This window comes from Erythrobacter longus (assembly GCF_000715015.1).
In the GTDB taxonomy this organism is placed as follows: domain Bacteria; phylum Pseudomonadota; class Alphaproteobacteria; order Sphingomonadales; family Sphingomonadaceae; genus Erythrobacter; species Erythrobacter longus.
In genome coordinates this window covers 109,805-134,263 of sequence record NZ_JMIW01000009.1, presented here as the reverse complement: position 1 = coordinate 134,263, position 24,459 = coordinate 109,805, and the positions used below count along the sequence as shown (strand labels likewise).

Genomic DNA, 24,459 nt, shown 5'->3' with positions numbered 1-24,459 from the left:
TCCCCGTGCCATGCGACAAATGCCACGCATTTACCAGCGATAGCAACAAGCCCGCTCCACAAGGACACATTAAGCCTTGACCCCTATAGGGCATGCTGCAAAGCACAATGCGCTTTCAGGGTGTAGGGTTAATCAAGGCGAAAATCGTGACAAAACCGCGCAAGGGAATTATCCTCGCAGGGGGATCAGGCACGCGGCTGTACCCGCTGACCAAAGGCGTGTCGAAGCAGTTGATGCCGATTTTCGACAAGCCGATGATCTACTATCCGCTCAGCACGTTGATGCTGGCGGGCATTCAAGACATCTTGATCATCACGACGCCCGAAGATGCAGAGCAGTTTCAGCGCGTGCTTGGCGATGGGTCCGACTTTGGCGTCAACCTTTCCTACGCGCAGCAGCCGCGGCCAGAAGGTCTGGCGCAGGCATTTCACATTGGCTCCGATTTCGTTGCCGGCGGCCCCAGTGCACTGATCCTGGGCGACAACATTTTTTATGGTCACGGCCTGCCAGATATTTTGCGGAGCGCTAACGCACGGGACACAGGTGCGAGCGTATTCGCCTACCGTGTGACGGACCCGCAAGCCTTTGGCGTGGTTGAATTTGACGGTGAAGGCCGTGCGATATCGATCGAGGAAAAGCCCGCCCACCCCAAATCCAATTACGCGGTGACGGGCCTTTACTTCTACGATGAAACCGTTGTGGACCGGGCCCGGGACCTGAAACCATCGCCGCGCGGCGAGCTTGAAATCACCGATCTCAACCGCCTCTATCTTGATGAAGGCTCGATGTCGGTTGAGATCATGGGGCGCGGTTTTGCATGGCTCGATACCGGAACCCATGCCTCGCTCCTCGATGCGGCGACATATGTTCGCATTACCGAGGAACGCCAGGGCCTGAAAATTGCCTGTCCTGAAGAAATCGCCTGGCGTCAGGGCTTTATCTCTGATGCGCAGTTGGCCCAGATTGCAGAGCCGCTGCGCAAGTCGGGTTATGGCGAGTATCTGCTTGCGCTGCTTGAAAAGCCGGTGTTGCCGTGAACATCATCGAAACCGCTATCAATGGCGTACTCATCATCGAACCGCGCGTCTTTGGGGACGAACGCGGATTTTTCATGGAGACATGGAACGAGATTGCCTTTCAAGACGCTGGCATCGACACTGCTTTTGTACAGGACAATCACAGCCGCTCGCAAAAGGGCGTTCTAAGAGGGCTGCACTTCCAGAATCCGGGCCCTCAAGGAAAGCTTGTCAGAGTTACCAATGGCGCAGTTTTTGATGTGGCGGTCGACCTTCGCGAAAGTTCTAGCACCTTTGGCAAATGGGTCGGCGTAGAGCTTTCCGCTGAAAACAAGCGAATGTTCTGGGTGCCGGAAGGTTTCGCGCATGGGTTTTTAACGCTTAGCGACGACACCGATTTCCTCTACAAATGCACCGCGCCCTATGCCCCTCAATCAGAGCATACTCTGGCATGGGATGATCCAGCCGTTGGGATTGATTGGCCTGTCCAAAACCTTGATCCGATCATTTCGGCAAAGGATGCCAAAGGGTTGGCGCTGGCTGATGTGAAGGTCTTTCCATGAGGGTTTTGATCACAGGAGCAGGTGGACAATTGGGCAGGGCGCTCCAGGCAACAGCGCCCGGCACAGTTGAAATAAGCGCGATCGACGTGGATGACGTGGATCTCACAGATGCCGCGATGCTGACTGCACGGCTCGCGGTTGAGGCGCCTGAGATCATCATCAACGCCGCGGCTTACACTGCGGTTGACCGGGCCGAAGAGGAAGAAGACCTAGCCCTTGCGATAAACTCTGATGCGGTGGCGATTATGGTCGAAGCGATGGAGCAGTCGGGGGGCAAGCTTGTCCATGTGTCGACTGATTTTGTCTTTGATGGCACCTCATCACAGGCGTATCAGCCAGACGACGCGCGCGCCCCGATCAGCGCCTATGGCCGGACCAAGGCAGCGGGCGAGGACCATTTGCGTGACCAGGACATCCTTGTGCGAACGGCCTGGGTTTATGCGGCAGGCGGCGCAAATTTCGTGCGCACAATGATCCGCCTGATGAAAGAGCGTGATGAGCTTGGCGTTGTGGCTGACCAGATTGGCGCGCCGACTTGGGCAACCGGGCTTGCGACCACGATTTGGGGCTTGATCGAAAAAGGGGCTGCCGGGACTTTCCATCACAGCGATGCAGGTGAAATCAGCTGGTATGACTTTGCCGTCGCTATCGCAGAAGAAGCGCAGCAAATCGGCCTTATTGAGCGCATTCCAACGATCAAGCCGATTACCACTTCTGACTATCCAACTCCTGCGACCCGCCCCGCATTCTCTGTGCTCGACAGCAGCACCACGCGCACGGTTTTGGGCGATACGCACACTCCCTGGCGCGAGAATCTGCGCGCTATGTTGAAAGAGGAAAAAGCTCTTGGCTAATTTGCTCGTAACCGGCGGTGCTGGATTTATCGGCGGTAATTTTGTGCATTATTGGAATGCGCATCATCCAGATGACCATGTGATCGTGCTGGATGCACTAACCTATGCCGGCAATCGCTCAACGATTGAGCACGCGCCGTTTGCAGAGCTTGTCGTAGGTGATATTCGAGATCAGGAATTGGTCGAAAAGCTGCTGCGTGAACGCGATATCAGCACGCTTGTGCACTTTGCCGCGGAAAGCCATGTCGACCGCTCGATCACGGGCCCCGACGCTTTCATCGACACCAACATCCTTGGCACTAATTCACTTTTGAAGGCAGCGCGGGCGGTTTGGCTTGATGGCGATGGCAAAGATCACCGTTTTCACCACATCTCCACCGACGAGGTATATGGCTCTCTTGGGAATGATGATCCCGCGTTCAGCGAGACGACGCCCTATGCGCCAAACTCGCCCTATTCCGCGTCAAAAGCCGCGTCTGACCATCTGGTCCGCGCCTATCACCACACCTATGGCCTGAATGTAACGACCAGCAATTGTTCGAACAATTACGGTCCTTACCAATACCCTGAAAAGCTGATCCCGCTGTTTTTCCTCAACGCGTTGTCGGGCAAGAACCTGCCTATATATGGCGATGGCATGAATGTGCGCGACTGGTTGCATGTCGAAGACCATTGCCGCGGGATCGAGGCTTGCCTTGAAAAAGGCGTGCCGGGTGAAACTTACAATATCGGGGGCGGGGCAGAACTGCCCAATCTCGAAGTCATCGCCGCGATATGCCGCGAGGTGGATCTGGCATTTGAAGAGGTCGAGGGCCTTGGTGAGCGTTACCCGGACGCGCCCGCTGCCAAGGGTCAGAAGAGCGAAACGCTCAAGACCTTTGTGACTGACCGTGCAGGCCATGATCGCCGTTATGCGATTGATGAAACCAAAGCGCGCGGCGAGCTTGGATATGCAGCGACCCGCAGCTTTGACGAGGGCCTGCGCCAAACGCTGCGCTGGTATCTCGAAAATGAACAGTGGTGGCGGCCGCTCGCAGCCTAAAAGGCCAATTATGAACTGCTTAGTCTATCTACCACATTCCTATACCGGCAGGGGACCGGCGGAAAGCTGTGTGCGGATTATCGAGCATTTTGCCAGTCAGGGCATCGAAACAACTGTTTTCGTCCAGCGCGCGCGCGCGCAGCTTCCGCAGAGCGTCGCGGCGGTTGATTCGGGGGGACGGTTGCTTCGCAAATTGCCATTCAAGCTGGTGTCTCCCTTCACGAAGCGATTGCTAAGAAGGGCTTTCCGCGCTGCGGTCGATTCGGCCGAGCCCGGGACCATCGCCTATTTCTGGCCCAACACACCCGCCGATCTGGTAAGCTATGCCAAAGCAAAAGGCATGGTCTGTGTGCGCGAAATGATCAACAGCCCGCTCGCGCACGCTAAACCCGTCCTTGATGAGGCCTATCGGGCGGCCGGTGTCCAGCCAACGCACGGATTGACACAAGCTATGGTTGATCGCGAGAACGCAGAGCTGGCGCTGCACGATTTCATTTTCTCCTCCAATGCTGAAGTTGATGCTGCCTTGCTTGCTTTGGGTGTTGCAAGGGATCGCATTCTTTCATCGACATTCGGTTGGACTGCATCGCGCTTTGCGCCGAATACCGCGCCCACCATGTCGGATGACACCACGCGGTTTCGCGCTGTTTTTGTTGGGCTGATGAATGTGCGAAAGGGAATATCCACGCTGCTGGAGGCATGGGAGATGGCAGCAGTCGATGGCGAACTTATAATGGCAGGCGCGCCCGAGCCGTGCCTCCAGCCGATGATCGATGATGCTTGTTCGAAACCCGGAGTACGCCACCTTGGTTTTGTCAGCGACGTTGCGTCGCTGTACCGCTCTTGCGACGTTTTTGTCTTTCCGACTTTCGAGGAAGGTGGACCGCAAGTGACATACGAAGCGGCGGCTTGCGGAATACCTGTCATCACGACCCCAATGGGGGCTGCTCGCCTCATCGAGCATGATGTTACTGGAATGATTGTGGCCGCGGGTGACACCCATGCGCTTGCGGAAGCGTTGCGTAAGCTAGCAATGGACAAACCGCTTCGGCGTTCGCTCTCAATTAAGGCTCGCGAAAAAGTAGATCAGTTTGAATATAGGGCAGTCGGGACAGAGCGCGCGCAATTGTTGCTCAATGTTGCTAGGCTACTCAGGCCTTAGAACCCAACAATTCTTCTTTTAAATCGATATCGAACGAAATCTGAGGTTCCACCTTGATGCAAGATCAAAACAACACATCCCAGCCGGCAAAAAGGATCGGCTTGGTTGGCACCTTTGATGTCGCCAATTACGGAGACTGTTTGTTTCCATATGTCTACATGCATCTGTTGCAAGAGCGCATACCGGGGGTTGATTTCAGCTTTTACTCGCCGATGGCGCAGTCGGCGGGCATCATGGATTATGGTCCAATCAGGCCTCTTCCGAGTAAGCTCACCAATGTCGATTTTCCTGAGGATGCGCTCATTTTATGCGGCGGTGAAACGATTTGGCTTGGACATAGCGCTGGGACCTTCAATTTTCCGGCTGCAACTTTGAGTGCTTATGCGCGCCTGTGGCTGGCGCCCACATTAGCTGCTTCTCAAGGGATTACTGATTTTTATGTTCACAGTGTTGGGATGCCAAATGTGCACCAGGACGCGCCAGACGAGATCGGCGATGCGCTGTCTTATGCGACCGCAGTAAGCGTGCGTGATGCTGTTACAGCAGCACGATTGGGGGGCCGATTTCCAGTCGAGGTTGATCCTGTTTTCGCGCTATCGACGTTAAAGACCTCGCCGGAATGGGCGTCGGAGGCACTCAAATGGTTGCCCGACAATTATGAGATCGGCCGTTACATGGTTGCTCACATCTCAGCGCCTTACCTCACCAATGACCTCGGGGAATGGTGTGATCAAGTCGCGCGAGCCGCCAAGCAAATGGACGTGCCGGTGCTACTGGTTCCGGTTTGTCATTTCATGGATGACCGGCGCACTCTTCAGACCGCGCGCGAATTGTTGATTCATAAAGGTTTGGATGAAAGCCAAATTCAGCTTGCCCCGTTGGAAAGCAAGGACATCATTTCTACAGCAGCAATACTTGGGATGAGTGCGGGGGTCATTACCAGTTCGCTGCATGCCTGTGTCACCGCGGTTTCTTTCGGTCTGCCCTTTGCGGGCTATGTCGGTAAGGGAAAGGCTGAAGGTAAGCATCGCCAAACGCTTATGGCTGCCGGTGTCGATTTCGGTATGGCGATGACTATTCCAGCGATATGCGATATATTCGTTGAAAGTGTCGGTCAGGATCGCGAAAACAATCGAAAAGCGGCGATCACCACCGCGCTGAAGGCCTTTGACAGTCTCGCACAAAGCTTGGAAAGGCAAAAAGGGCCGACGAAGAGCTTGTCGCAAGATACTGTCGAGAAACTGCTGCTTCTTGACTTGGTCCCTACGAAAAACTGGAGGGCTGAACTCAAGCGAACGATCTTACGGTGGGCGAAAAAATCGGACGTCTGCGCAAAGATTTTGAATGCCCGCGTTCAAGCGCGCGTCCGACGTTCTATCCTCTAATTCTCAGCGGTTGGTTGACAAGCTATGAACTCTGAAAGCGACTTGAGGCGAATACCTGACCCGAGACCGGTTCGGCTGCCGCAGCCATTTCGTCAGAAATGCTTGAACCCTAATCTAAGGGTGCTGCCGATTGTCCTTTTATTCTACTCTTTCCTGCTTTTTCCAATTGAGGTCAAAGTCGTTGTTGGCGGGCTAAACCTTTACGCATTCCGCATCGCAATAATTATCGGGCTGCCATTTCTCGTGTACTTGGCTCCTAAGACAACAGGCCGCGCCGCTTCGGTCGATATGCTAGTCGCCATCGGTTGCGTATGGATGGTGTTGTCTTTCATGAGCCTGTATGGGATCGCGCAAGGCGGTGTCCGTTCACTTGCGATTGTTCTCGATACTTTCGGAGCTTACTTGATCGCGCGTGGGTCAATTTCCAATCTTAACGATTTGCGCCGAGTTCTAATTCTAATTCTGCCCGGTATTGTGTTTGCTGCCTTTTTCTTTGTGGTAGAGAGCATGTCGAGACAGCTATTTATTAGGCCTTTCTACACATCAATTTTTGGCAGCGCTGTGAATTATGAAGGCGGCGTCGCAAAGGGCTCTCTTAATCTCCTTTATGAAATCCGATTGGGGCTTCGGAGAGCCTACAGTGTTTTCTCATTTCCAATTCTCGGAGGAGTGATCCTCGGAGGCTTGCTTCCCGTTTATCTTATGAGTGGCCTCAAACGCCGAGCCCTTTTGGCGGGCGTATTTGCATGTTCTGCGGCATTCTTCTCGCTTTCCTCTGCCACTTTTCTCGTTTTGGCATTGGGTGCAGGGATGGTTCTTTTTGACCGGCTTTTGCCAGTCCTTCGCCCTTTGCGTTGGCCGCTTTTGGCCGCTGTGATCGCGTTTTACGGTGTTCTTGCGGAGATTGCCCTTCAAGGCGGTATAGTTGGCGTTATCAGCCGTTTCACTCTCAATCCTGCGACTGCTTATATTCGTCGATTGCAATGGAGATACGGGAGCGAGACGGTGATGGATAACCCGCTATTTGGTATCGGGTTTGCCGTATACGAAAAGCCGGCATGGCTGACAGACGCGATCGATGCTCATTTTCTCGCGATGGCTCTTCGGCACGGATTGGTGACACCCGCTTTGTTCGCGATTGCACTACTCATAGTGATGTTCTCGCTTGGTCGAAACGCAACGTTCCTTGCGCGCGCAGACCGGAACTTGGTCGTTGGATTGAACATTATGCTGACTGTTTTGATCTTCATCTCGATGACAGTGACGTTTTTCTCGGAAGCCAATGTCTTCTTTATGATCGCGCTTGGGATTGCAACGTCGTGCATGATTGCGATCAGCAGAGCGCGGGTTGGACAGCCGATGATGCCGGGGCAGATGATGCCAAAACAGATGGTGCGCGGGGCAAACCCTCAAATCGCGCCTCAGACGCCAAACCCGCGCTAAGACCCTGGGTCCGGCCAAGAGTTATGCTAGCCAGGAACAGCCTCTTTTCCATCGCAGGCAGCGTTGTGCCTGTCTTTATCACGGTCATCACCTTGCCGTTCCTGCTCGGTACAATTGGGGCCGAGCGTTATGGTGCGCTGGCATTATGTTGGCTTTTCCTGATTTATTCGGCGCACATTCTTGAAGGAGTGGGAACAGCCATTACGCATGCTGTTGCGCGCGCAGAGGATGATGAGCAAACGGCCCGCGATACGATGGTAACGGGCCTTGTAACCGCCTTAGTCGTCAGCCCTGCCACAGCCGTTCTGGCGAGCGTTGTCGCGTTTGTGTTTTTCAGTCAGTTTTTTGAAGTGAGCGAAGCAGTAAAGCACGAGCTTGTCGCATCCATTTGGCTTATTGGCGTATCCAGCTTTGTCAGCGGTGTTTCGCGCGCGGTGTTTGGAGCTTTGATCGGCAAAGAGCGCTTTCCCACTGCCTCGCTGGCGATGATGGTGTGCAATGGGGGCCTTCCACTTCTGGCATTGCTGTTTGCGCAAATGTTTGGGGCCAATATGGTTGTCCTCTTGTGGGCCAGCCTTACCGCCTATTGCCTCGGGTTGTTGTTTCTGCTGCTTGATCTTTGGCGCTCACAGCTGCGCGGAAAGCAGGCTCGCGTGAGCTGGCATCGGTCCCAGGCTCTGTTGAAATTTGGGTTCTGGATCATGGCAACCGCGATTGTTGCGCCGTTGCTCTTAACCTTGGATCGGATGGTCATTGGTGCGCAATTGGGCGCAATTGCCGTCGCCGCCTACACAATCCCGTTTCAGATCGTCAGCCGTCTCCAATTGATCCCACAGTCGCTCATCAAAGTGCTCTTTCCCCGCCTCTCAGTCTCCGCGGGCGTAAAAGCGCAGAAAATGGCGCTGTATTATTCGATTGTAATGTCGGCGTGTTTTGCGCCGATGATCGTGGGTCTGATCTATCTGATTGAACCGCTTTTGGTCGTTTGGCTCGGCAATAATTTGGACCCGCAATCTGTCGAAGTAGGCACTTGGCTCTTGTGCGCTTTCTACGTGACGGCAATCGTTCAAACGATGGCTGTGTTCTTGCAATCGCAGGAGCGCGGGGCCTTTGTTGCCAAGTTTCAGCTCAGCATGATCGTGCCCTACCTCGCCTTGCTCTTATACTGCGCTAACACATACGGGTTGATGGGAGTTGTGGGCGCCTTTCTCTTCAGGCGCACGTTCGAGGCGCTCTTCCTCGTCGCCAGTTCAGGCTTCGGAAGTTGGCGGTTCTGGTTTACCCAGATCCCAGCCACACTAGGCCTGTTGGTTGCGATAATGACAGTGGAGATGCTGCCAGCACCTGAATACAAGCTGCTGGCCGGGGTGATTGTCGGATCTCTCACACTGCTTGGTGCGGTGCTTGTCGTTCCTGCTGAGTTGCGCACCATGATCATTGAGCAAAGCCGCAAACGGCTAAGGCCCAATGATCATAGTGCGTGACCTCACGAAAGCGGTGACTAAGTCACGGGGGCAGGCTCGAACAGGACAAGCGCGCTTACGTTACGACCATTAACGGAGTTTGTAACTGTGAGTGGTCCTGTGTCCGCCATGGCCCAACCAAGCTGGATGCCGTCTCCGTAGGAAAACAGGTTTTCCACTTGGGTCGCACCGGTCATCGCCGCTCCGCTCGTAGCAGTGCTTGAACCAAGCCCCGCCAATACAAGAGTGCCATCTGCGCTAGCACTGGCCGTAATGCTGGCAGAGCGCTCAAACGCGATAGTGGGCGAAATGGGCGCGTTGGCGACAGAGCTTGCAACAATGCCAACTTTGTCTGGAACATTTGCTCCAGTTGCACTTGCGACAAGGTCATAAGGCCCATCACCCGGCAGGTTCGCTTCATCAATCACAAACCCGGCAAATGCCTCCAGAGAGCTTGCTGGGTTGGCGCTTTGTGTGCCGCTGAAGAAGACCCGGGTCATGGCGACTGTGCCGCTGGTACCGGTGATGACGCAGCCGATGTTGCTGACCGCATCGCTTGTGCCTGCACCAACCATGGCAAACACCTGTCTGTTGGCGCCGGACGCGATAAGGCCTGTTGCCGATGCCGAGCCTGCAGAGCCGCCGCCCTGAACGCTATCGACAAGCACCAGATCATCTCCTGGCCCAGTCGCTGCTGCGATAGGCCCAACGTCTGCGCTGACGGCAAAATTGACGCCTCCCGGGCCAGTTGCCTCGACCGCGTATGCGATGAGCGTGGCCTCATCGTCAGCAACCAGAGTGTAACTGGTGTTGATCGCGCCCGGGATCGCAAGCCCGCCTCGCAACCATTGCCGATCGTTCACTGCCCCATTTTCGATAACGCCATCATCACCCGTCAAGGTTTCCCCGACCTCGGCTATGCCGGTAATAGAGGGCGCGATGCTCCATGACGGCAATGGATCACCTGTGTTGATTGTGGCAACGGCGGCGAGTGCCCCTTTGCTGGCAATCTCAGGGAATGATCCTGCGACGAGATCATTCGCAACAGATGGTGACGCCCCGTTGATGAGCAAGTCTCCAGTGGGGGTAAAGTCGCCGTTGATGGCATCGTTGAAGAGCGTTGTGCTATCCCCTCCGCTTGATGTCCCTTCCAGCCCTGCGGGAAGTCCTACCTCCTGCACAACGTGATTGTCTCTCACCGTTAAGGCAGGTGGGATCGGGTCGCCGTTTCGCACGGTCATACGCAGGATCACATTGTTGGCAATCAGGGAGTAGATATCGCCGCCTTGACCATCAGATGAAATCAAAGCGCGCTGCGTTGCCATGGTGTTATGCGCAAACACCCCGTGACTGATCATCCCGCCAAGGTCAGATTGCAGCCCTTCGTCCGGCGTACCAAGGTTGTTGTACAGCGCATTGCCGATAACAACGCTATCGAGCACCCCGGGCCGGTCCTGGATAAAGATGTTCTGTGCGTCAATTTGCCACAGGCGATTAAACGCAAAGACCATATTCTCCCGAAATTCAGGCAAGATCGGCAGCTGGTAAATGTCTGAGTGGATGTCGAAGTGGGTAGGCAGCGTGGCTGGCACTGCGATATCTTCTTGCGCTCCTCCATTGGTGGTCCCGGGAGGAGATAAAGAAACGCCGGCTCGTGTATCATCCAGAAGCGCCGCGGACCAACCCGTCTGAGAATTGACCCAATCTACGGCGCTTGCAACGCGGTAGTTCGTATCATCCCTAAAAGCCTGCTCACTGCCATCAAATGCAAAGCTGGCCACGTCAACGCCATCCACTCTCAGGACAAGGCTTCGCGGCGAATTGCGGATCGAGACTGTCGCTGTTCCAGTCCCGGAATAGGTGAGGCCCATGGCGTCGACATTTGTGTAATAGAATGCGCTTGAGTGGTCTTCGACTTCGTTCGCAACAAAGCACAAGGCGTCTTGCGCCAAATCTGCCCATGTTGCCGAAGTTCTGCATCCACGCACCAGCGGAGCCTTGTCGAACACATCATTCACATCGGTCACAACGCAATCAGTGAACCAAGCGCCGTTGCGAAATAAGGCGGGGATGATGTTTCGCGGAACTGAACGCCAAAGGTTTTCGCGCCCCCGACTTTGGACGATGTGTATCCCATCAAGCCAATGCTCACCATCTTCAAGTTCGGTGTAAAACTCCAAGGTTTCGACAAAGTCGATTGTGATCTCAGGGCCTTTGAAGTGCAGGCTTTCCATGCCTGGCCGCATGCGGGTGAAATCCCCTTCCAGCGCCGGGGGTGCTTGAAGAAACGTCACCGGCGCATCCGCCTCAATCCTGCACCAACCTGCCGGTGAATGACGATTGGCATTACCCAAATCATATTCACCGCTCTCAAGAACACGGACCCGTGGGTGCTGAGCATTTTGGGCTCTGAGGTGGGTGAAGGCATCTTCCATGCTAAGGAAGTCTGCGCCGCCACTCGCCGCCACGGTCACATCATAATCGAAGGTCTTCGATGCCATGAGATAGCTGAAAGGCCCTGAAATCCGTGACTGCATCGATCCATCGCTGGGCACGGCTTCGGCATAGACGTGTGCGATGCCTTCTTTGCCCGATGGCTTGCTCAATGTGACCCACCAACCCAGTATTTCATAGGTCGAACCATCCGCGCGCTCAAAAGTGCGGAATGTCGGACTTTCGACGCGAAGTACGTTGCCTTCGCAATGAAAATCCACATGCGAGAGCCCGAGATTGGGGATCAACGATCCGTCATTGTTGGCCGCTGCAAACACGCCGATCACATTCGCAATCCGCACGGTTTGCCGTGGCGGGGTGAGCAAGCGACAAACCGGCTTTGCAGTGGTGCGCGCCGGATCGGTCGGAACACTTGCAAAGCCGCTGGAGGGCGCGCCGTCCCAATTGCTACCTGGCTTCAAACCCTGGTTTGCCGGCTGCCCATCCGAAAAATGCGCAAACCGTGAAAACTCATTGCCAAAGCCGGTTCCAAAACCGAACCCTACCATCAGATCAGCCCCACCAGGTCCGTAGCTGTGGTGCCTGTTTCGCGAACCGCTGCAGGGCGAATGTCTAAGACCGAACCGCTTGGCACATTGCGGAAGATGACTTCAGTGTTTGTGCTGGCGCTGGAAACGACCAAATCCCCGCCTGTTCCGACAAAGATGGCTTTTGGGACAAAACTGAGGTCTGAATTGTCGTTGGGCACAATATCGAACCATTCGCGCGCAGGGGAGGTGACACTGTCAGTGCTTGAAAAAGGGTCTTGGGGCATTTTCTATTCTCCTTGGATTCGAAAAGAACATAAGAAGAACAATTGATGTAGGAAAGTTATTGTTTTCCGTCTTGGTGATGGCAAGAAAACCTCAGTCGTCAGCTTTGTTTGTCCGTGACTGTTCGCGCTCCATTGCGTAATGGGTGGGGCTAAAGAACATACACTTGCTGCAAACAGGCCCTTTTTCTCATCATGCTTGCCCCACCTCAAAGCGCCGAAGTAACGATCATCATCGTCAGCTGGAACACGCGCGAACTGACGTTGAAAGCGATCGAAACCCTGCTTGAAAACGCAGGCGATGTTCAGATGCATGTCGTTGTCTGGGACAACGCATCAGCGGATGGCTCTGCCGAGGCGATCGCTGAAAAATTCCCTCAGGTTGAATTGATCGCGCATGATGAGAACCTGGGCTTTGCAGAGGCGAACAACCGGGTGGCAGCGAAAGCTAAGACCGATTGGCTCCTGCTGCTCAACCCTGACACTGAAACCCATCCAGACGCTGTTGTGAACTTGCTCAACTTTGGAAAAGAAAACCCTCAAGCTGGTATTGTGGGGGGACGCACAGTCTATCCTGATGGCTCACTAAACCCGGCATCATGCTGGAAGAAATCCTCGCCTTGGAGCCTGTTTTGCAGTGCTTTCGGCCTTAGCCGCGCATTCCCGAACTCACGTTTCTTCAATCCAGAGGCTATCGGTGGCTGGAAACGCGATAGCGTGCGCGAAGTCGATATCGTGGTGGGCTGTTTCTTCTTGTTGAAGCGCTCTTTGTGGAACGAGCTTGGCGGCTTTGACAGCAAGTATTTCATGTATGGCGAAGAAGCCGATATGTGCCTTCGTGCAGCCAGGCTTGGCTATTCTCCCATGATAACGCCCGATGCGCAGATCATGCATCTGGTTGGGGCCTCGACGACGCTGCGCAGTCAAAAGCAGATCAAGCTCATGCGTGCCAAAGTGAGCTTGATCGACGATCACTGGCCTAGCGCACTTGCGCCAATAGGGCGTATGCTGATGTGGTTCTGGATTGCGAACCGGAGGCTTGGATCGATCGTCCAATCGCGTCTTTCCGGTAATTCAGAAACCGCAACCGAATGGGCGAAGATTTGGGATGCGCGTAAGGAGTGGCTGAAAGGCTATTAGGCCTACAACACGCTTACCTGCGTAAAGCGCTCTCAAGGACTGATTTGTAGCTGCTGGCAATTGCGCTGCGGGCAAAGAAACTGGCAGCGCCGGACTTTTGCCACTTGGCCAGCGCCCCCTTCATCTCACTCTCTTCTTTGATGGCCCGCTCTATCGCTTTAGCGATTGAATGAGGTGAGCGGGCATCGACCCCTTGCGCAAACGGCAAGCCGTCAAAGTACCCATCAATGGCGGTCCCCTTGGGATAGATGATGGGCAGCCCTGCGAAGAGAGCCTCAACAAAAACAAGGCCAAACGATTCCGCCCGCGAAGGCACAACCAACACGCAAGCCTCGTTCATCCTCGCTTGCATGGAGGAGCGTTCGACCGGCCCTTCCAACTGGATTTGAGGCGCGCTTGCGATCAACTGTTTGCAATGTGCGATTTCTGCATCGCTCCCACCGCCCAGGATTGAGATCTTTCGACCGCGCTCCTCTCCCCTGAGTTGGCTGGCTGCATTCACCAGGCCATCAAGATTTTTCACAGCGTGGTTTTTCAGATGGAAGACTGAAATCACATCGCCATTTGTGACCCTCGGTGCTGCGATAGTATCGAGCTCTGTTGGGCAAGGGATGAGAGCGATACCATCTTCGCGTTTCCCCAGCGCGCTCTCAATCGCATCCTTGGCAATGGGCGTGAATGTGCAAACCGCGCTGGCATTCTGATGGATTTTTCGGAAAAGCCTGCGAAGGTCCGGCCTTGCTTTCAAAATCCTGCGGTCGGTGTTGCCTTGGATCGTGAGCGCGTATGGAATGCCAGTGATCTTTGATGCTTTGGCAACGGCAATTCCTTCAATTGTGAGCTTGTGCCCCACCAAGAGCGGCACGGGTTTGCCTGATGCTGCGATCATATCGGCGATGTGCTTTCCCAGGCGCTCTAGCATCGTCTGATGGAAAATGCCGCGGCCGGGAGCTGAATATCGAAGGGCTGTGCCGGCATCGAATGCCTGTTGGTCAGTCACATGGGCGTCCGGGGTCAAGAGTGTCCGAACAAGGCCAAACGCTCCGGGGCCTACCCTGTTAATTGACACCACCTCGTGTTCGAAACTCTCCGAGGTAAGCTCCAGAAAGCTTTGGATGACGGGGGTCTTGAACGGCTCGATGGGATCAGGAAAATCGCCACTGACGTGAAGAATTCGGCTGGTCATCTCTCGGCCTGTTCGTGGCTGATTATCAGGTCAGCGCGGCAGCAATAGAGCAAGGGACGGCTATGCCAATCCCCTCGCCTTATTCTTTGGTGCCGCCGTACTGGTAATAGCTATACTGATAGCTGTAGTCCTGACCCGCTTCGAGCGCGCGGTATTTGGTCAGAATAACGCCCAGCATCTTCGCGCCGCTTGCTTGCAAACGACGTTTGGCTGTTTTGGCTTTGCCGAACGAAATACGGTTCGCTTCCATGACGAAAATCGTACCATCGACAACGCGTGACAGCATCGGCGCATCGGCGAGGCCCATGACAGGGCTGGAATCGAAGATAATCAGCGAATAATCGTTGCGGTGCTTGGCAATCAACTCGCCTACATAAGATTCTGCCAAAAGCTCGGTTGGGCTCGCTGGAATCTCAGCAATTGCGAGGATGTCGAGGTTGTCGTGAACCCCTTTGATTATCGCGTCTTCAAGTTTGACGTGGCCAAGGAGAACCTCGACGAGGCCCACTTTGGGTTTTTCGATATCAAGCAGTTTGGCAATCGTTGGACGGCGCAAATCGGCGTCGATCAGCAAGGTCTTGCGGCCCATGCGCGCAAACAATTCGGCAAGGATAACCGCGGTTGTCGATTTACCTTCAGACGCCTCGGTGCTGGTAAATTGCAGCACGTTGCGCTCTCGGGAAAGCGAGAAGTCTATGCTCGACCGGATCGAGGCGTAGGATTCCATAAGTGTGCTGAAGTCGTTGCCAAAAACCTCGATATCGCGCTCGTCGACATACGGCGTTTGGCCGAACAGCGGCAGACCCAGCTTGTCTTCGACTTCCTCGAGCGACCGAATGCGATCGTCAAAGGTTTCTCGCAGCAGTGCAAGACCACCAGCCAGCGCAATCCCGGCGACCAAAGCCATGGTCAAATTGACCGAAAGGCTCGGCGCGTAAGGCGTTGAAGGCACCACTGCGCTATCAAGCTTGTTGAAGGCGCCCGCATCAACATTGGCAGCAGAGGTTACCTGGTTGTAGCGCGTCAAAAGCGATTCGAGCTGGCCTCTGAGCGCTTCTGCCTCGCGTTCAAGAACGCTCAGTTGAACCTGATCATCCTGCTCGCTCAATGTCTCGCCAGTCAGGCTGTTGAGTTCTGCCTGAAGTGCCTGCTCCTGGTTGCGTGCGACGATGTAGTCGTTGCGGATCGACGCCTTGATGGCATTGCCACGGTCAGCGATCTGGCGATCGAGGACTGCGATTTGTTGCAACAGGTTCTGGATTTGCGGGAATTCATCATTGTAGCGCTGGCGCAGTTCGATGAGCTCACCTTCCTTGGATATCTTATCCGAAACAAGACCCTGCAAAACCGAATTTGTTTGCACTGCGGGCAGCTGGTCGGCGGGGGCATTCTGGATCGCCCGCCATTTTTGTTCCGCTGCAATACGATCTGCCCGCGCTGCTGAAAAACGGGCGTTGGCAGATGAAAGGTTGGTGCTGGTCAGCGTTGTCGGAGCAGCGTCTTCGCCTTCGCCCGGTTGAAGAATGATCTGAGCACCGCGAGCGTAGTTGTTCGTGGCCTCTTCGGCCTCTTGCAAACGCACACGGATCAGATTGATCTGATCCAGCAGGTATTCTTGCGCGTATTCGTTTGTTTCAATCGAACTGCGGGTATCGGATTCTGCAAAGGCATCTGCATACGCATTGGCGAGTTCCGCTGCGAGAACCGGATCTGATGAGCGGTAGCTGATCGTGATGATCCAGTTATCATCAGGGATTGCGGCTGCGACCTGCGATTGAAGCTGGCCTGCGGCGGCTTCGTTCTTGGCTTGGAGCCATTGTTCGTCGGTCATGTTTGGCGGGCGAGATTCGTCAAAATCTGCGCCAAGCAAGGCTGAACGCTCGCCTAGATTAAGGTTCTGCGCGACGGTCGTGGCAAGATTGCGCGATTTGATGACGGCAAGCTGCGTCTGCAGGAAATCGAACACCTGGTTGCTGGCAATGCCAGCTTCAACGTCTTGTCCCTCGACAATAAACTGACCGTAAGGCTCGACACGAACCGTCGAGCGGGCCTCATACATCGGGGTCGACAACAGAGTGATGATCAACCCTGCAATAAGCGAAGCCACAACGACGCCTGCAAGCAACCAGCGCTGCCGGTAGAGCATCCCTCTGATGGTAGAGAGGTCCAGCAGTGGGCGAGGGGGCTCAAAGTGACCGACTTGGCCATCGGGCATATAGGCATCAACCCACCCCTGCCGTGGATCTTGGCCAGGGGCCTGCATTAGCGAACGGTCGTTCATGGTTGTTTAGTTGCCGCTTTGGACCGCGACAGTGGCGAATACGCCAAGAGCCGGGAGTGTTTTCAGGACGTCTTGATAGAACACAGGCAGGCCATCGGTCCCCATGACAACCCGGTCGCCTGGGGCAAGAACCGGGTCAAGCATCGTGCCTTGGCGCATCTGAGAATAGTCGAACAGAGCAATCATGACGCCGTCCGGGCTTTCACGAAAGACTGCGACTTGTTGAGTATTGGCGGTGCGGGTTGGACCGCCGCCCATGGCAATTGCAGAGGAAAGGCGCGAACCGGGTTGGAAGGCGTATACGCCGGGATCTTCGACAGAACCCTCAACCGTGACAAGGTGCGATGCATAGTTCGCGATGTTGACGCTTACCATCGGAGTGCGAAGGCCAGCTGCAAGAAGGCGTTTTGCAACGTCTTGTTCCAGTTCGCGCGTGGTCATCCCTGCTGCTGGAATAGTACCAAGAAGCGGGAGTGAAACCGAGCCATCAACGCCGACCATGACTTCTCCCACGGACAAGTCTGGTTCGCGAAAGACGTTGATCGAAATCTGATCAGAAGGGCGCAAGGCATAGGTTGCGGGGCGCGCTTGCGAATAGAGCCCTTGGCCAAGATCAGCACGCGGTTGTGAAACGGCCGCGCCGACGATGGGCGCAGGCGACGACGCACATGCGGTTAGACCAAAGGCGGCCATTGCGATTGCTGCACCAAAATGTCTTGAGATATTCATACCCTACCTTTTACCCCATTTTGGACCCTCTCTTAGAGAGCGTGTGACCCCAGCGCAACTGCTTTGCGTGGGGCCCGAGGGGCATTCAGAGATCCCTCGTCCTATTTCGGGACGTACACTTCTTACGATCTACAAATCTCTTTTGCACATCCTCGTGCGAACTACTCATTGCAACTTTAACCTTGCATGATCGTGGCTAACGATGAACCTGACATTGCCTATCTGCACTGGTCTTCGCTAAACGCAGGCCACTGCGAAATCTCGGGGTATTGCCGGTGCTGGCCCAACTTTCCATTTTAAGTCTTGTTGCTTGCGTATTTTATGCCGTGGTCGCTGGCGCTGCTGTGCGGGCGGGTCGTGAGGCGCGGCGCAGTCGTCAACAACCCTGGCATGTTAAGGCGTGGTCGTTGATGGCGCTCTATTTCGTGGTCCTTATCGTGTTGCGGTTGCTAAACCTTGAAGAGGGTATTCGCGAAAGCATGCGCGAATTGCTTGAGGCACAAGAACTGCTGGCTGAGCGTCGTTCATTGCAAGGGCCAGTCGTTGCGGTTTCTCTCATTCTGTTTGCAAGCTGTGCCATGCTGGCGGCCTATTGGACGTCGCAGCGCGTTTCGGGTCGCCGTAATATTGCCGTTGCGGTCGCGATTGGAGCCTGCGGGGTGATGCTGGCAACGATGGTCATGCGAACCGTTTCCCTTCATGCGCTCGACCGCCTGTTGAACGGGCCGCTCAAGCTCAATTGGGTCGGCGATATCGGATCAAGTCTGGTCGTCCTGGGCGCTGCTTTATTCTATGTCAGTGTCGTCAGAGGAAGTCTCAAGCAACGCGGTTGAGTGATACTGCCCGCTAAAGCTTGCCTGTTTCAATAAATCCCGCAATCGCGCTGCGAAGCTGCCTCGCGGTCGGTGACATCTGCGCCTTTGTAGACGTCAATGCCAAGCCCTTGGCAATCTTCGATTTAAGCTCCGTTTCATCCATCGCGATCAGCAGTCCGGGGCGCCCCTGAAGATTGCGCACTGTTGCCACCTGGTGATCGTTGCGATGTTCGCCGTGATCGAACCGCCTTGGGAACAGCAGGATTGGCTTTGACAGGCGCTGAGCGGTGAGGACCGTTCCGATACCCGCATGAGCAACGATCAACTGGCTTTGCTGGACGAGGCTTTCAAACTCGGCTGGCGCGATGCTTTTGCGCGCTTGCATGTTCTTGGGACGATACGTGCCCACTCCTGTTTGCGCGATGACTTCCACGCCCAATTCAGGCGCAAGCTTGTCCATCGCCTCGATCAGCCGGTCAAAGCCCAGCTGCATGCCAACCGTCACCAGGATCACAGAACCGCTCCGCGATATTTCACCGCATCGCCATCCGCCAGATGCTCCCACTGGGTCAGGCATTCATGCGCTGTACGCCGCGATAGTTTGCCGCACATCGAAAGCTGTTCGCCATTGGCAACGCTATCGATCCACAGAGTGCGTGCACCAACCAGGCGGCCTGCAAGGAGGCAGAAGTAACCCGGCGCAGCACCCGTCGACAAAATGACATCGGGTCGATGTTTGAGCACGATCCGAAGTGCGGCCACCGCGCAAAAGAGGGCTTTCACAGGCGTATTCTGGTTGCAATCGGGCAAAGTCTCGGCGTCCGCGATGCCGCGCTGCTTTGCGATCAGTGGATCGGTCGTTGCAAAGCGCACGTCATAATTATCGAGCGTATCGCGAAGCAGCATGAGCTGTTCCCAATGCCCGCCGCCAGAGGCAACCGCTAGCACCTTGCGGCTGGTATTTGTCATGTGAGTTTTGCCGTTCATTTGAAGTGATGTTTCGCTTTTTACCAATCGCCCTAACCGTCTCATCCGCGCTTCACAACTTCCAAGATTTTGCGCGAGGATAGTGCCTCCAAAATTAACCCTATGAGACACATGTGTCTCATAGCATCCAACATTCAATTCCAACATGCGCATGTTTTCAATAACTTGTGTGCCAAACCCTATGAGACACTTTGCAAGGAGAACGCGAAAATCTCTTGTGGCCAAACCTTCCAAAGGCAACATGCCAAACGCCCTTTCAGTAGGAAAGCTTGCTCTGGACGCCGCATATCGGCACACACGCTCACAAACGAAAACAGATAGGGAAGAGACACTGACAATGGCTACACCTCAAGGCCCGCTCGCTGGTTTGAAAGTGATGGAATTTGCCGGGATTGGCCCGGGCCCGCACGTGGGAATGCTGCTGGCTGACCTTGGGGCAGAAGTGGTGCGCATTGACCGGCCCGGCGGCGCGGTGATGAACCCCGTGGTTGAACGCGCGCGCCACCGTGTGATGGTCGATTTGAAGAGCGAGGAAGGCCTTGCCTTTTGTCGCAATGCCGCCAGCAAAGCAGATGTCCTTATCGAAGGTCTGCGCCCCGGCGTGATGGAGCGGCTGGGCCTTGGTCCTGATGAATTGCTCGAAGCAAACCCGCGCCTTGTTTATGCGCGCATGACAGGCTGGGGGCAGGATGGCCCGCTTGCCAAAGCAGCAGGGCACGACATCAATTACATCGCGATCACCGGCGCATTGGATGCGGTTGGCAAAAAAGGCGATCTGCCCATTCCACCGCAAAACCTGATCGGTGATTTTGGCGGGGGCTCCATGTATTGTGCCTTTGGCATTATGGCCGCGCTTTACGAGCGGGAACGCTCCGGCAAGGGGCAGGTCGTTGACGCGGCGATTGTCGATGGCGTCACCAGCCTGATGAGCTTTTTCTTCGGCCAGAAACACGGCATGATCCGCACGAATGAGCGCGGCACAGGAATGCTGGGCGGGGGCGCGCATTTCTATCAATGCTATGAATGCGCAGACGGGAAAGAAATCTCATTGGGATCAATTGAGCCGCAGTTTTATGCAGAACTGCTCCAGCGCACAGGCGCGACCGACCTCGCAGACGGCCAGATGAACCCCGCAAACTGGGTCGATTATGCCGAAAAGCTCACCGCTTTGTTCAAGACGAAGACGCAGGCTGAATGGAATGAAATCCTTGAAGGCACCGACGTTTGCTATGGTCCGGTCGTCGGCCTTGATGATGCGCCAAACCATCCGCACATGAAAGCGCGTGGAACCTATGTCGAGCATGAGGGTCAAACCCATCCCGCGCCGGCACCGCGCTTTAGCCGTACTCCCGGAGCCGTCCGGTCCAGCGATGACAATGGCGCAAGCGTCGTCAAAAGCTGGCTTGGGGAGGGGTAATCCATGGCAGGCAAATTCTTTGACGAATGGCAAGTGGGTGAGCGGATCACCCACGAAATCCGGCGCACGGTGACAGAGACGGACAATCTCCTGTTCTCAACCATGACCCACAATCCTCAACCGCTGCACCTTGATGTGGAGGCGGCCAAGGCAAGCGGGTTCGGGCAGATTCTGGTGAATTCGACTTTCACCTTTTCGCTTCTGGTCGGGCTGTCCGTGGGTGACACGACACTTGGCACGTTGGTCGCCAATCTGGGCTTTGATAAAGTGGTGACGCCAAAGCCGGTGTTTATCGGCGACACCTTGCGCGCGCAGAGCGAGATCAAAGAGCTGCGCCCCAGCAAATCACGCCCTGAGGCAGGGGTGGTCACATTCATTCACGAGCTGATCAATCAGCGCGATGAAGTGGTGTGCCGCTGCGAGCGATCTGCCTTGCTGAAGCGAAGCGACGCCTAGGCGGTTTCGTCACCTGCGTTAGACGCATCGCCGCCCAATGCCTGCCACAGTACGATGCGTGCACGCTGCGCTGCGCCAATCGCGGCCGCTTCGCGTTCGCCGCTGGTGTCGGCTGCGCGCCGCGCTTCAAGCACTTCGAGGAAGCTTGAAAGCCCTGCGCGATAACGTTCATCGGCAAGCTTTGCAGCGCGCTCAAGCTCGCTTCGTTCTTGCGCTGCCAATGCGGCTTGCTCATCAGCAGCCGAGACAAGTCCATAGGCCGCTTCTGCATCGCCCAATGCCTGATAAACCGCGCCGCGATAGGCCTGAAACGCGATTTTCTTGTTTGCTGCCGCTCCGTCGATTTCCGCCGAGATACGCCCGAAATCGAGCAGCGGTGCTGCGACACCGGCGGTGAGGGTGCGCACAATCGAGTCTTCGTCAAAGAAATCGCCGGGGCTGAAGGACAACAATCCAATGACACCCGATAGGGTCAGGCGGGGGAAGCGGGCCCGGGCGGTGGCGGCGAGATCGGCATCGGTTGCTGCCAGTTCGGCAGCGGCTGCGACAATGTCGGGCCGGTTGGTGAGCAATTGGGAAGGCAGCGCGGCAGGGGCGGAAGATTGGCTAAACCTTGGTGCTGGCGCGGACAGCGCGGCGAGCACATCGGCGGCGTTCGAGCCTGTCAATGTGACTAGTCTGCCGATGAGGCGCGCTCTCTCGCTGTCGAGCGCTGCCAGCCGAGAGCGCGACGCGCTCGCCTGCGCTTGGGCGCGAACCCGGTCGAAACCCGGCGCGATCCCAGCGTCTTCGCGAACCTTGGCAAGGTCAGCAAGGCGGGTCGCGGCGGCAACATCGCTTTCAATCGCTGTTGTTCGCGCCTCTAGCGTTCGCCAATCGACTACGCTTGCTGCAATTTCGGAGACGATCGCCAGCCGTACCGCAGCAGCGGACGCGCTTGCCCCGTCGATGCGCGCAATCGCTGCGCGTTCTTGTGCCCGCAACCGCCCGAAAAGGTCCACATCCCAGCTCGCCGTCAGGTTTGCGCCATAGGAGGTTTGGGTGGGGTCAATCGCCTGCGCAAACGGGTTGTCTGAACCGAATTGACTGGGGTTGATGCGGTTGTTCGTGACATTGCCATCGACGCCAACATTGGGAAGACGCTCTGCGCCCGCTCGCCTTGCACCGGCGCGTGCTGCGTCCACTCGCGCTATCGCTTCTGCAAGGCTTGGCGAGCGTTCCAAAGCGGTTTGTTTAAGGGATGCAAATGCCGGATCGTCTTGCGGCAACATCGCAGCGAGGCTCGCGTTCGCCGCCGGACCAGCGGCAAGCGCAAATGTCCCGGGCAGTTCAGGGGTCGGCGTCGCAATCTCGGGCGGCGGACCTGCGACACAGGCCGAAAGGCTTACAACCGCGCTTGCGAGTATCAAGCGGGAGGTGAGGGATGGCATGTGTCTATTCCCCCTTCTCTTTGGCGGGAATGAAGGCGTCGATTTGTTGGCCGACACGGAAGGCATCACTCGCTTCGTTCTGGGGCAGGGCGTAGATGATCTGGAGCACACGCACATCAACCCGCTCAGCCGCGCTGTTGGTGAGCGAGCGTTTGGGCACCACTTGCGGCTCCACTCTCACAAAGGCCGCCTCGACACGGGTGTCAGCATCGCCGCGCGGCGAGACGATGGCAGGGGCGCCGACCTTAACGCGCGCCGCTTCGTTTTCGTCAATGTCGACGCGGATGTGCAAGGGATTGGTTTCGCCCATCTGCATGAAGGGTTGAGCGTTGCCGCCGCCTTGCGTTGCAACAAATTCGCCCGGGCGCACATTCACGGCGAGAATTTCGCCAGAGATCGGCGCGCGAATGACAAGCCGCTCGATCTCGGTTCGAACGCTGCTTGCCCTCGCTTGGGCTGCATTCAAGCGCGCACGGGCCACAGCGAGGCGGCTTTTTGCAGCTTGCGCTTCGCCCTCTACCCGGATGACTTCCGAACGGCTGACGGCGGCTGGATCGGATAGGCTGGCATACAGCGCCAGTTGATCAGCGGCTGTTTTTCGAGCGGTTTGCGCCTCTGCAATCGCTGCGCGTGCTTCGTTGATGGCGGCGTTGGCTTCTGACAATTGTGCCCGGGCAGAGCGCGCATCGACGAGGAACAAGGGTTGGCCTTTTTCGACGCGGTCGCCCGGAGCCACCCGGACATCGGTGACAAGGCCCGATAGCGCAGAACCAATGTCGATCACTTCGCTGGCCGGTTCAACGATCCCAGCGCCTGCGACCCGCGCACTATTCGCCAGCTCACCGGTTGCCTTTGGCGGTTCAGTGGTAGGCTCTGCGGTCGAGCGGTCCGGAAGGCCAACCGCGATGTAAAGCACCGCGCAGGCAATCCCGATGAGCGCAAGAACCGGCAGGATTTGCCGTGAGAAGCTGACGTTTGAGGGAAGAAGGGCCATGATGTGTCTCTTGAGAGTAGGAGAGGCTTAAAGGAATTGCGAAGCGGCGCTTTGATTTCCTCGCGCTAATGTCCGTCCGGCATGTCGGTCCCGTCGTGTGTGACAAGGCCGTCTTCCAGAACAAGGATGCGGTCTGCGAGGTCGAAAATGCGGTTGTCGTGGGTGACGATGATGCAGGCGCGGTCTTCGGCCACAGCGACTTCGCGAAGCAGGTCCATCACCCGCCGCCCTGAACTTGTATCAAGTGCCGCGGTCGGTTCATCACACACCACAAGGCGCGGTTCATGCACCAGAGCGCGCGCAATCGCGACGCGCTGCTGCTGACCACCGGAAAGCTGATTGGGAAGCTTATCTGCCTGATCGCCGATATTGAGCTTTTCCAGAAGGGCTTTGGCTTTTTCGCGCGCCTCACCAACGCGCATCCCCTGGGCAATCAAGGGGACCGCTGCATTCGCCGCTGCGTCAATCGAGGGGATGAGGTTATATTGCTGAAAGATAAAACCGATGTTTTCGAGGCGAAAGTTCACAAGCTCGGCATCAGACAGCTTGTAAATGTCGGTCCCAAAAACCTTTACCTCGCCGTCTGTAGGCCAAAGAATACCGCACATGATCGAGATCAGCGTGGTTTTGCCTGACCCGCTCTCTCCGACCACGAAGGTCATTTCACCCGGTTTGATATCGGTGTCGATGCCGTGAAGCACCCGGATGGTTGACTGTCCGGCCTTGAAATCTCGCGTGATGCCGCGCGCGCAAATGGCCGCTTCTGCAGAGCGTCCACCGATTGCTTTGGTGTCCATGACTGTGGGGGTCGTTTCGTTCATTGTCTTTACC

General features: G+C 56.0%; 22 protein-coding genes. 12 read left to right on the top strand and 10 right to left on the bottom strand.

The window, feature by feature from the left end:
• Nucleotides 1-146 precede the first annotated feature (146 nt).
• The 8 genes from rfbA (at nt 147) to EH31_RS15895 (ending at nt 8,949) form a co-directional block, all read left to right on the top strand.
• The gene (gene rfbA / locus EH31_RS15930) at nt 147-1,037 is read left to right on the top strand and encodes a glucose-1-phosphate thymidylyltransferase RfbA (RefSeq protein WP_422110934.1); all 891 of its coding nucleotides are present in this window, start codon (nt 147-149) and stop codon (nt 1,035-1,037) included.
• Nucleotides 1,034-1,579, top strand: coding sequence for a dTDP-4-dehydrorhamnose 3,5-epimerase (rfbC, locus tag EH31_RS15925; protein ID WP_034962190.1), 546 nt, complete (start codon nt 1,034-1,036; stop codon nt 1,577-1,579). Before rfbA ends, rfbC begins: the two co-directional genes overlap by 4 nt.
• Nucleotides 1,576-2,433 (top strand): dTDP-4-dehydrorhamnose reductase, encoded by an 858-nt coding sequence (rfbD, locus tag EH31_RS15920; protein ID WP_034962189.1) that lies wholly within the window; start codon nt 1,576-1,578, stop codon nt 2,431-2,433. Before rfbC ends, rfbD begins: the two co-directional genes overlap by 4 nt.
• Nucleotides 2,426-3,475 (top strand): dTDP-glucose 4,6-dehydratase, encoded by a 1,050-nt coding sequence (gene rfbB, locus EH31_RS15915; protein WP_034962188.1) that lies wholly within the window; start codon nt 2,426-2,428, stop codon nt 3,473-3,475. Before rfbD ends, rfbB begins: the two co-directional genes overlap by 8 nt.
• A 10-nt stretch (nt 3,476-3,485) precedes the next feature.
• On the top strand, nt 3,486-4,637 hold the full coding sequence (locus tag EH31_RS17075) for a glycosyltransferase (protein ID WP_161782165.1): 1,152 nt from the start codon (nt 3,486-3,488) through the stop codon (nt 4,635-4,637).
• Nucleotides 4,638-4,693: 56 nt separating this feature from the next.
• Complete coding sequence (locus EH31_RS15905; RefSeq protein WP_034962187.1) at nt 4,694-6,022, top strand: polysaccharide pyruvyl transferase family protein; 1,329 nt, start codon at nt 4,694-4,696, stop codon at nt 6,020-6,022.
• A 669-nt stretch (nt 6,023-6,691) separates the two neighbouring features.
• The gene (locus EH31_RS17675) at nt 6,692-7,465 is read left to right on the top strand and encodes an O-antigen ligase family protein (RefSeq protein WP_161782164.1); all 774 of its coding nucleotides are present in this window, start codon (nt 6,692-6,694) and stop codon (nt 7,463-7,465) included.
• Between the two features lie 23 nt (nt 7,466-7,488).
• Entirely contained in the window at nt 7,489-8,949 is a 1,461-nt protein-coding gene (locus EH31_RS15895) for an oligosaccharide flippase family protein (protein ID WP_034962183.1), read from the top strand.
• Nucleotides 8,950-8,966: 17 nt separating this feature from the next.
• On the opposite strand, the gene EH31_RS17070 is transcribed toward EH31_RS15895, so the two are convergent.
• Together EH31_RS17070 and EH31_RS15885 are read right to left on the bottom strand one after the other, a co-directional pair.
• Nucleotides 8,967-11,930: a hypothetical protein gene (locus EH31_RS17070; RefSeq protein WP_051699360.1), complete on the bottom strand. Its 2,964-nt coding sequence runs from the start codon at nt 11,928-11,930 to the stop codon at nt 8,967-8,969.
• Nucleotides 11,930-12,196 (bottom strand): spike base protein, RCAP_Rcc01079 family, encoded by a 267-nt coding sequence (locus tag EH31_RS15885; RefSeq protein WP_034962182.1) that lies wholly within the window; start codon nt 12,194-12,196, stop codon nt 11,930-11,932. The genes EH31_RS17070 and EH31_RS15885 overlap by 1 nt, the downstream gene beginning before the upstream one ends.
• 192 nt (nt 12,197-12,388) lie before the next feature.
• Here EH31_RS15885 and EH31_RS15880 point away from each other — a divergent pair, with 192 nt between their 5' ends.
• Complete coding sequence (locus EH31_RS15880) at nt 12,389-13,333, top strand: glycosyltransferase family 2 protein (RefSeq protein ID WP_034962180.1); 945 nt, start codon at nt 12,389-12,391, stop codon at nt 13,331-13,333.
• Nucleotides 13,334-13,346: 13 nt separating this feature from the next.
• Here the strand turns inward: EH31_RS15880 and EH31_RS15875 are convergent, their stop codons facing one another.
• The 3 genes from EH31_RS15875 to EH31_RS15865 all read right to left on the bottom strand — a co-directional run bounded on the left by EH31_RS15875 (nt 13,347) and on the right by EH31_RS15865 (nt 17,529).
• Entirely contained in the window at nt 13,347-14,519 is a 1,173-nt protein-coding gene (locus EH31_RS15875) for a glycosyltransferase (protein WP_034962178.1), read from the bottom strand.
• A gap of 79 nt (nt 14,520-14,598) precedes the next feature.
• Nucleotides 14,599-16,800 carry a GumC family protein gene (locus EH31_RS15870; protein WP_034962176.1) on the bottom strand — a complete coding sequence of 734 codons (2,202 nt, stop codon included), beginning with the start codon at nt 16,798-16,800 and terminating at the stop codon, nt 14,599-14,601.
• A gap of 6 nt (nt 16,801-16,806) precedes the next feature.
• Complete coding sequence (locus EH31_RS15865; protein WP_241765960.1) at nt 16,807-17,529, bottom strand: polysaccharide biosynthesis/export family protein; 723 nt, start codon at nt 17,527-17,529, stop codon at nt 16,807-16,809.
• A 410-nt stretch (nt 17,530-17,939) separates the two neighbouring features.
• On the opposite strand from EH31_RS15865, the gene EH31_RS15860 reads away from it, so the two are divergent.
• Nucleotides 17,940-18,362: a hypothetical protein gene (locus EH31_RS15860; protein ID WP_034962174.1), complete on the top strand. Its 423-nt coding sequence runs from the start codon at nt 17,940-17,942 to the stop codon at nt 18,360-18,362.
• A 13-nt stretch (nt 18,363-18,375) separates the two neighbouring features.
• On the opposite strand, the gene EH31_RS15855 is transcribed toward EH31_RS15860, so the two are convergent.
• On the bottom strand, nt 18,376-18,858 hold the full coding sequence (locus EH31_RS15855; RefSeq protein ID WP_034962173.1) for a glycosyltransferase: 483 nt from the start codon (nt 18,856-18,858) through the stop codon (nt 18,376-18,378).
• On the bottom strand, nt 18,855-19,313 hold the full coding sequence (locus EH31_RS15850; protein ID WP_034962290.1) for a glucuronosyltransferase: 459 nt from the start codon (nt 19,311-19,313) through the stop codon (nt 18,855-18,857). Before EH31_RS15850 ends, EH31_RS15855 begins: the two co-directional genes overlap by 4 nt.
• A 355-nt stretch (nt 19,314-19,668) precedes the next feature.
• Here EH31_RS15850 and EH31_RS15845 point away from each other — a divergent pair, with 355 nt between their 5' ends.
• Together EH31_RS15845 and EH31_RS15840 are read left to right on the top strand one after the other, a co-directional pair.
• Complete coding sequence (locus EH31_RS15845; RefSeq protein ID WP_034962170.1) at nt 19,669-20,748, top strand: CaiB/BaiF CoA transferase family protein; 1,080 nt, start codon at nt 19,669-19,671, stop codon at nt 20,746-20,748.
• Between the two features lie 3 nt (nt 20,749-20,751).
• Entirely contained in the window at nt 20,752-21,204 is a 453-nt protein-coding gene (locus EH31_RS15840) for a MaoC family dehydratase (RefSeq protein WP_034962168.1), read from the top strand.
• On the opposite strand, the gene EH31_RS15835 is transcribed toward EH31_RS15840, so the two are convergent.
• From EH31_RS15835 to EH31_RS15825, 3 genes are all read right to left on the bottom strand, one after another.
• A complete protein-coding gene (locus EH31_RS15835; RefSeq protein WP_051699359.1) occupies nt 21,201-22,634 on the bottom strand; it encodes an efflux transporter outer membrane subunit in 1,434 nt (477 codons plus the stop codon). The genes EH31_RS15840 and EH31_RS15835 overlap by 4 nt on opposite strands.
• Nucleotides 22,635-22,638: 4 nt before the next feature.
• A complete protein-coding gene (locus tag EH31_RS15830) occupies nt 22,639-23,628 on the bottom strand; it encodes an efflux RND transporter periplasmic adaptor subunit (protein ID WP_034962166.1) in 990 nt (329 codons plus the stop codon).
• A gap of 65 nt (nt 23,629-23,693) precedes the next feature.
• Entirely contained in the window at nt 23,694-24,449 is a 756-nt protein-coding gene (locus EH31_RS15825) for an ABC transporter ATP-binding protein (RefSeq protein ID WP_081853460.1), read from the bottom strand.
• Between the last annotated feature and the right edge of the window lie 10 nt (nt 24,450-24,459).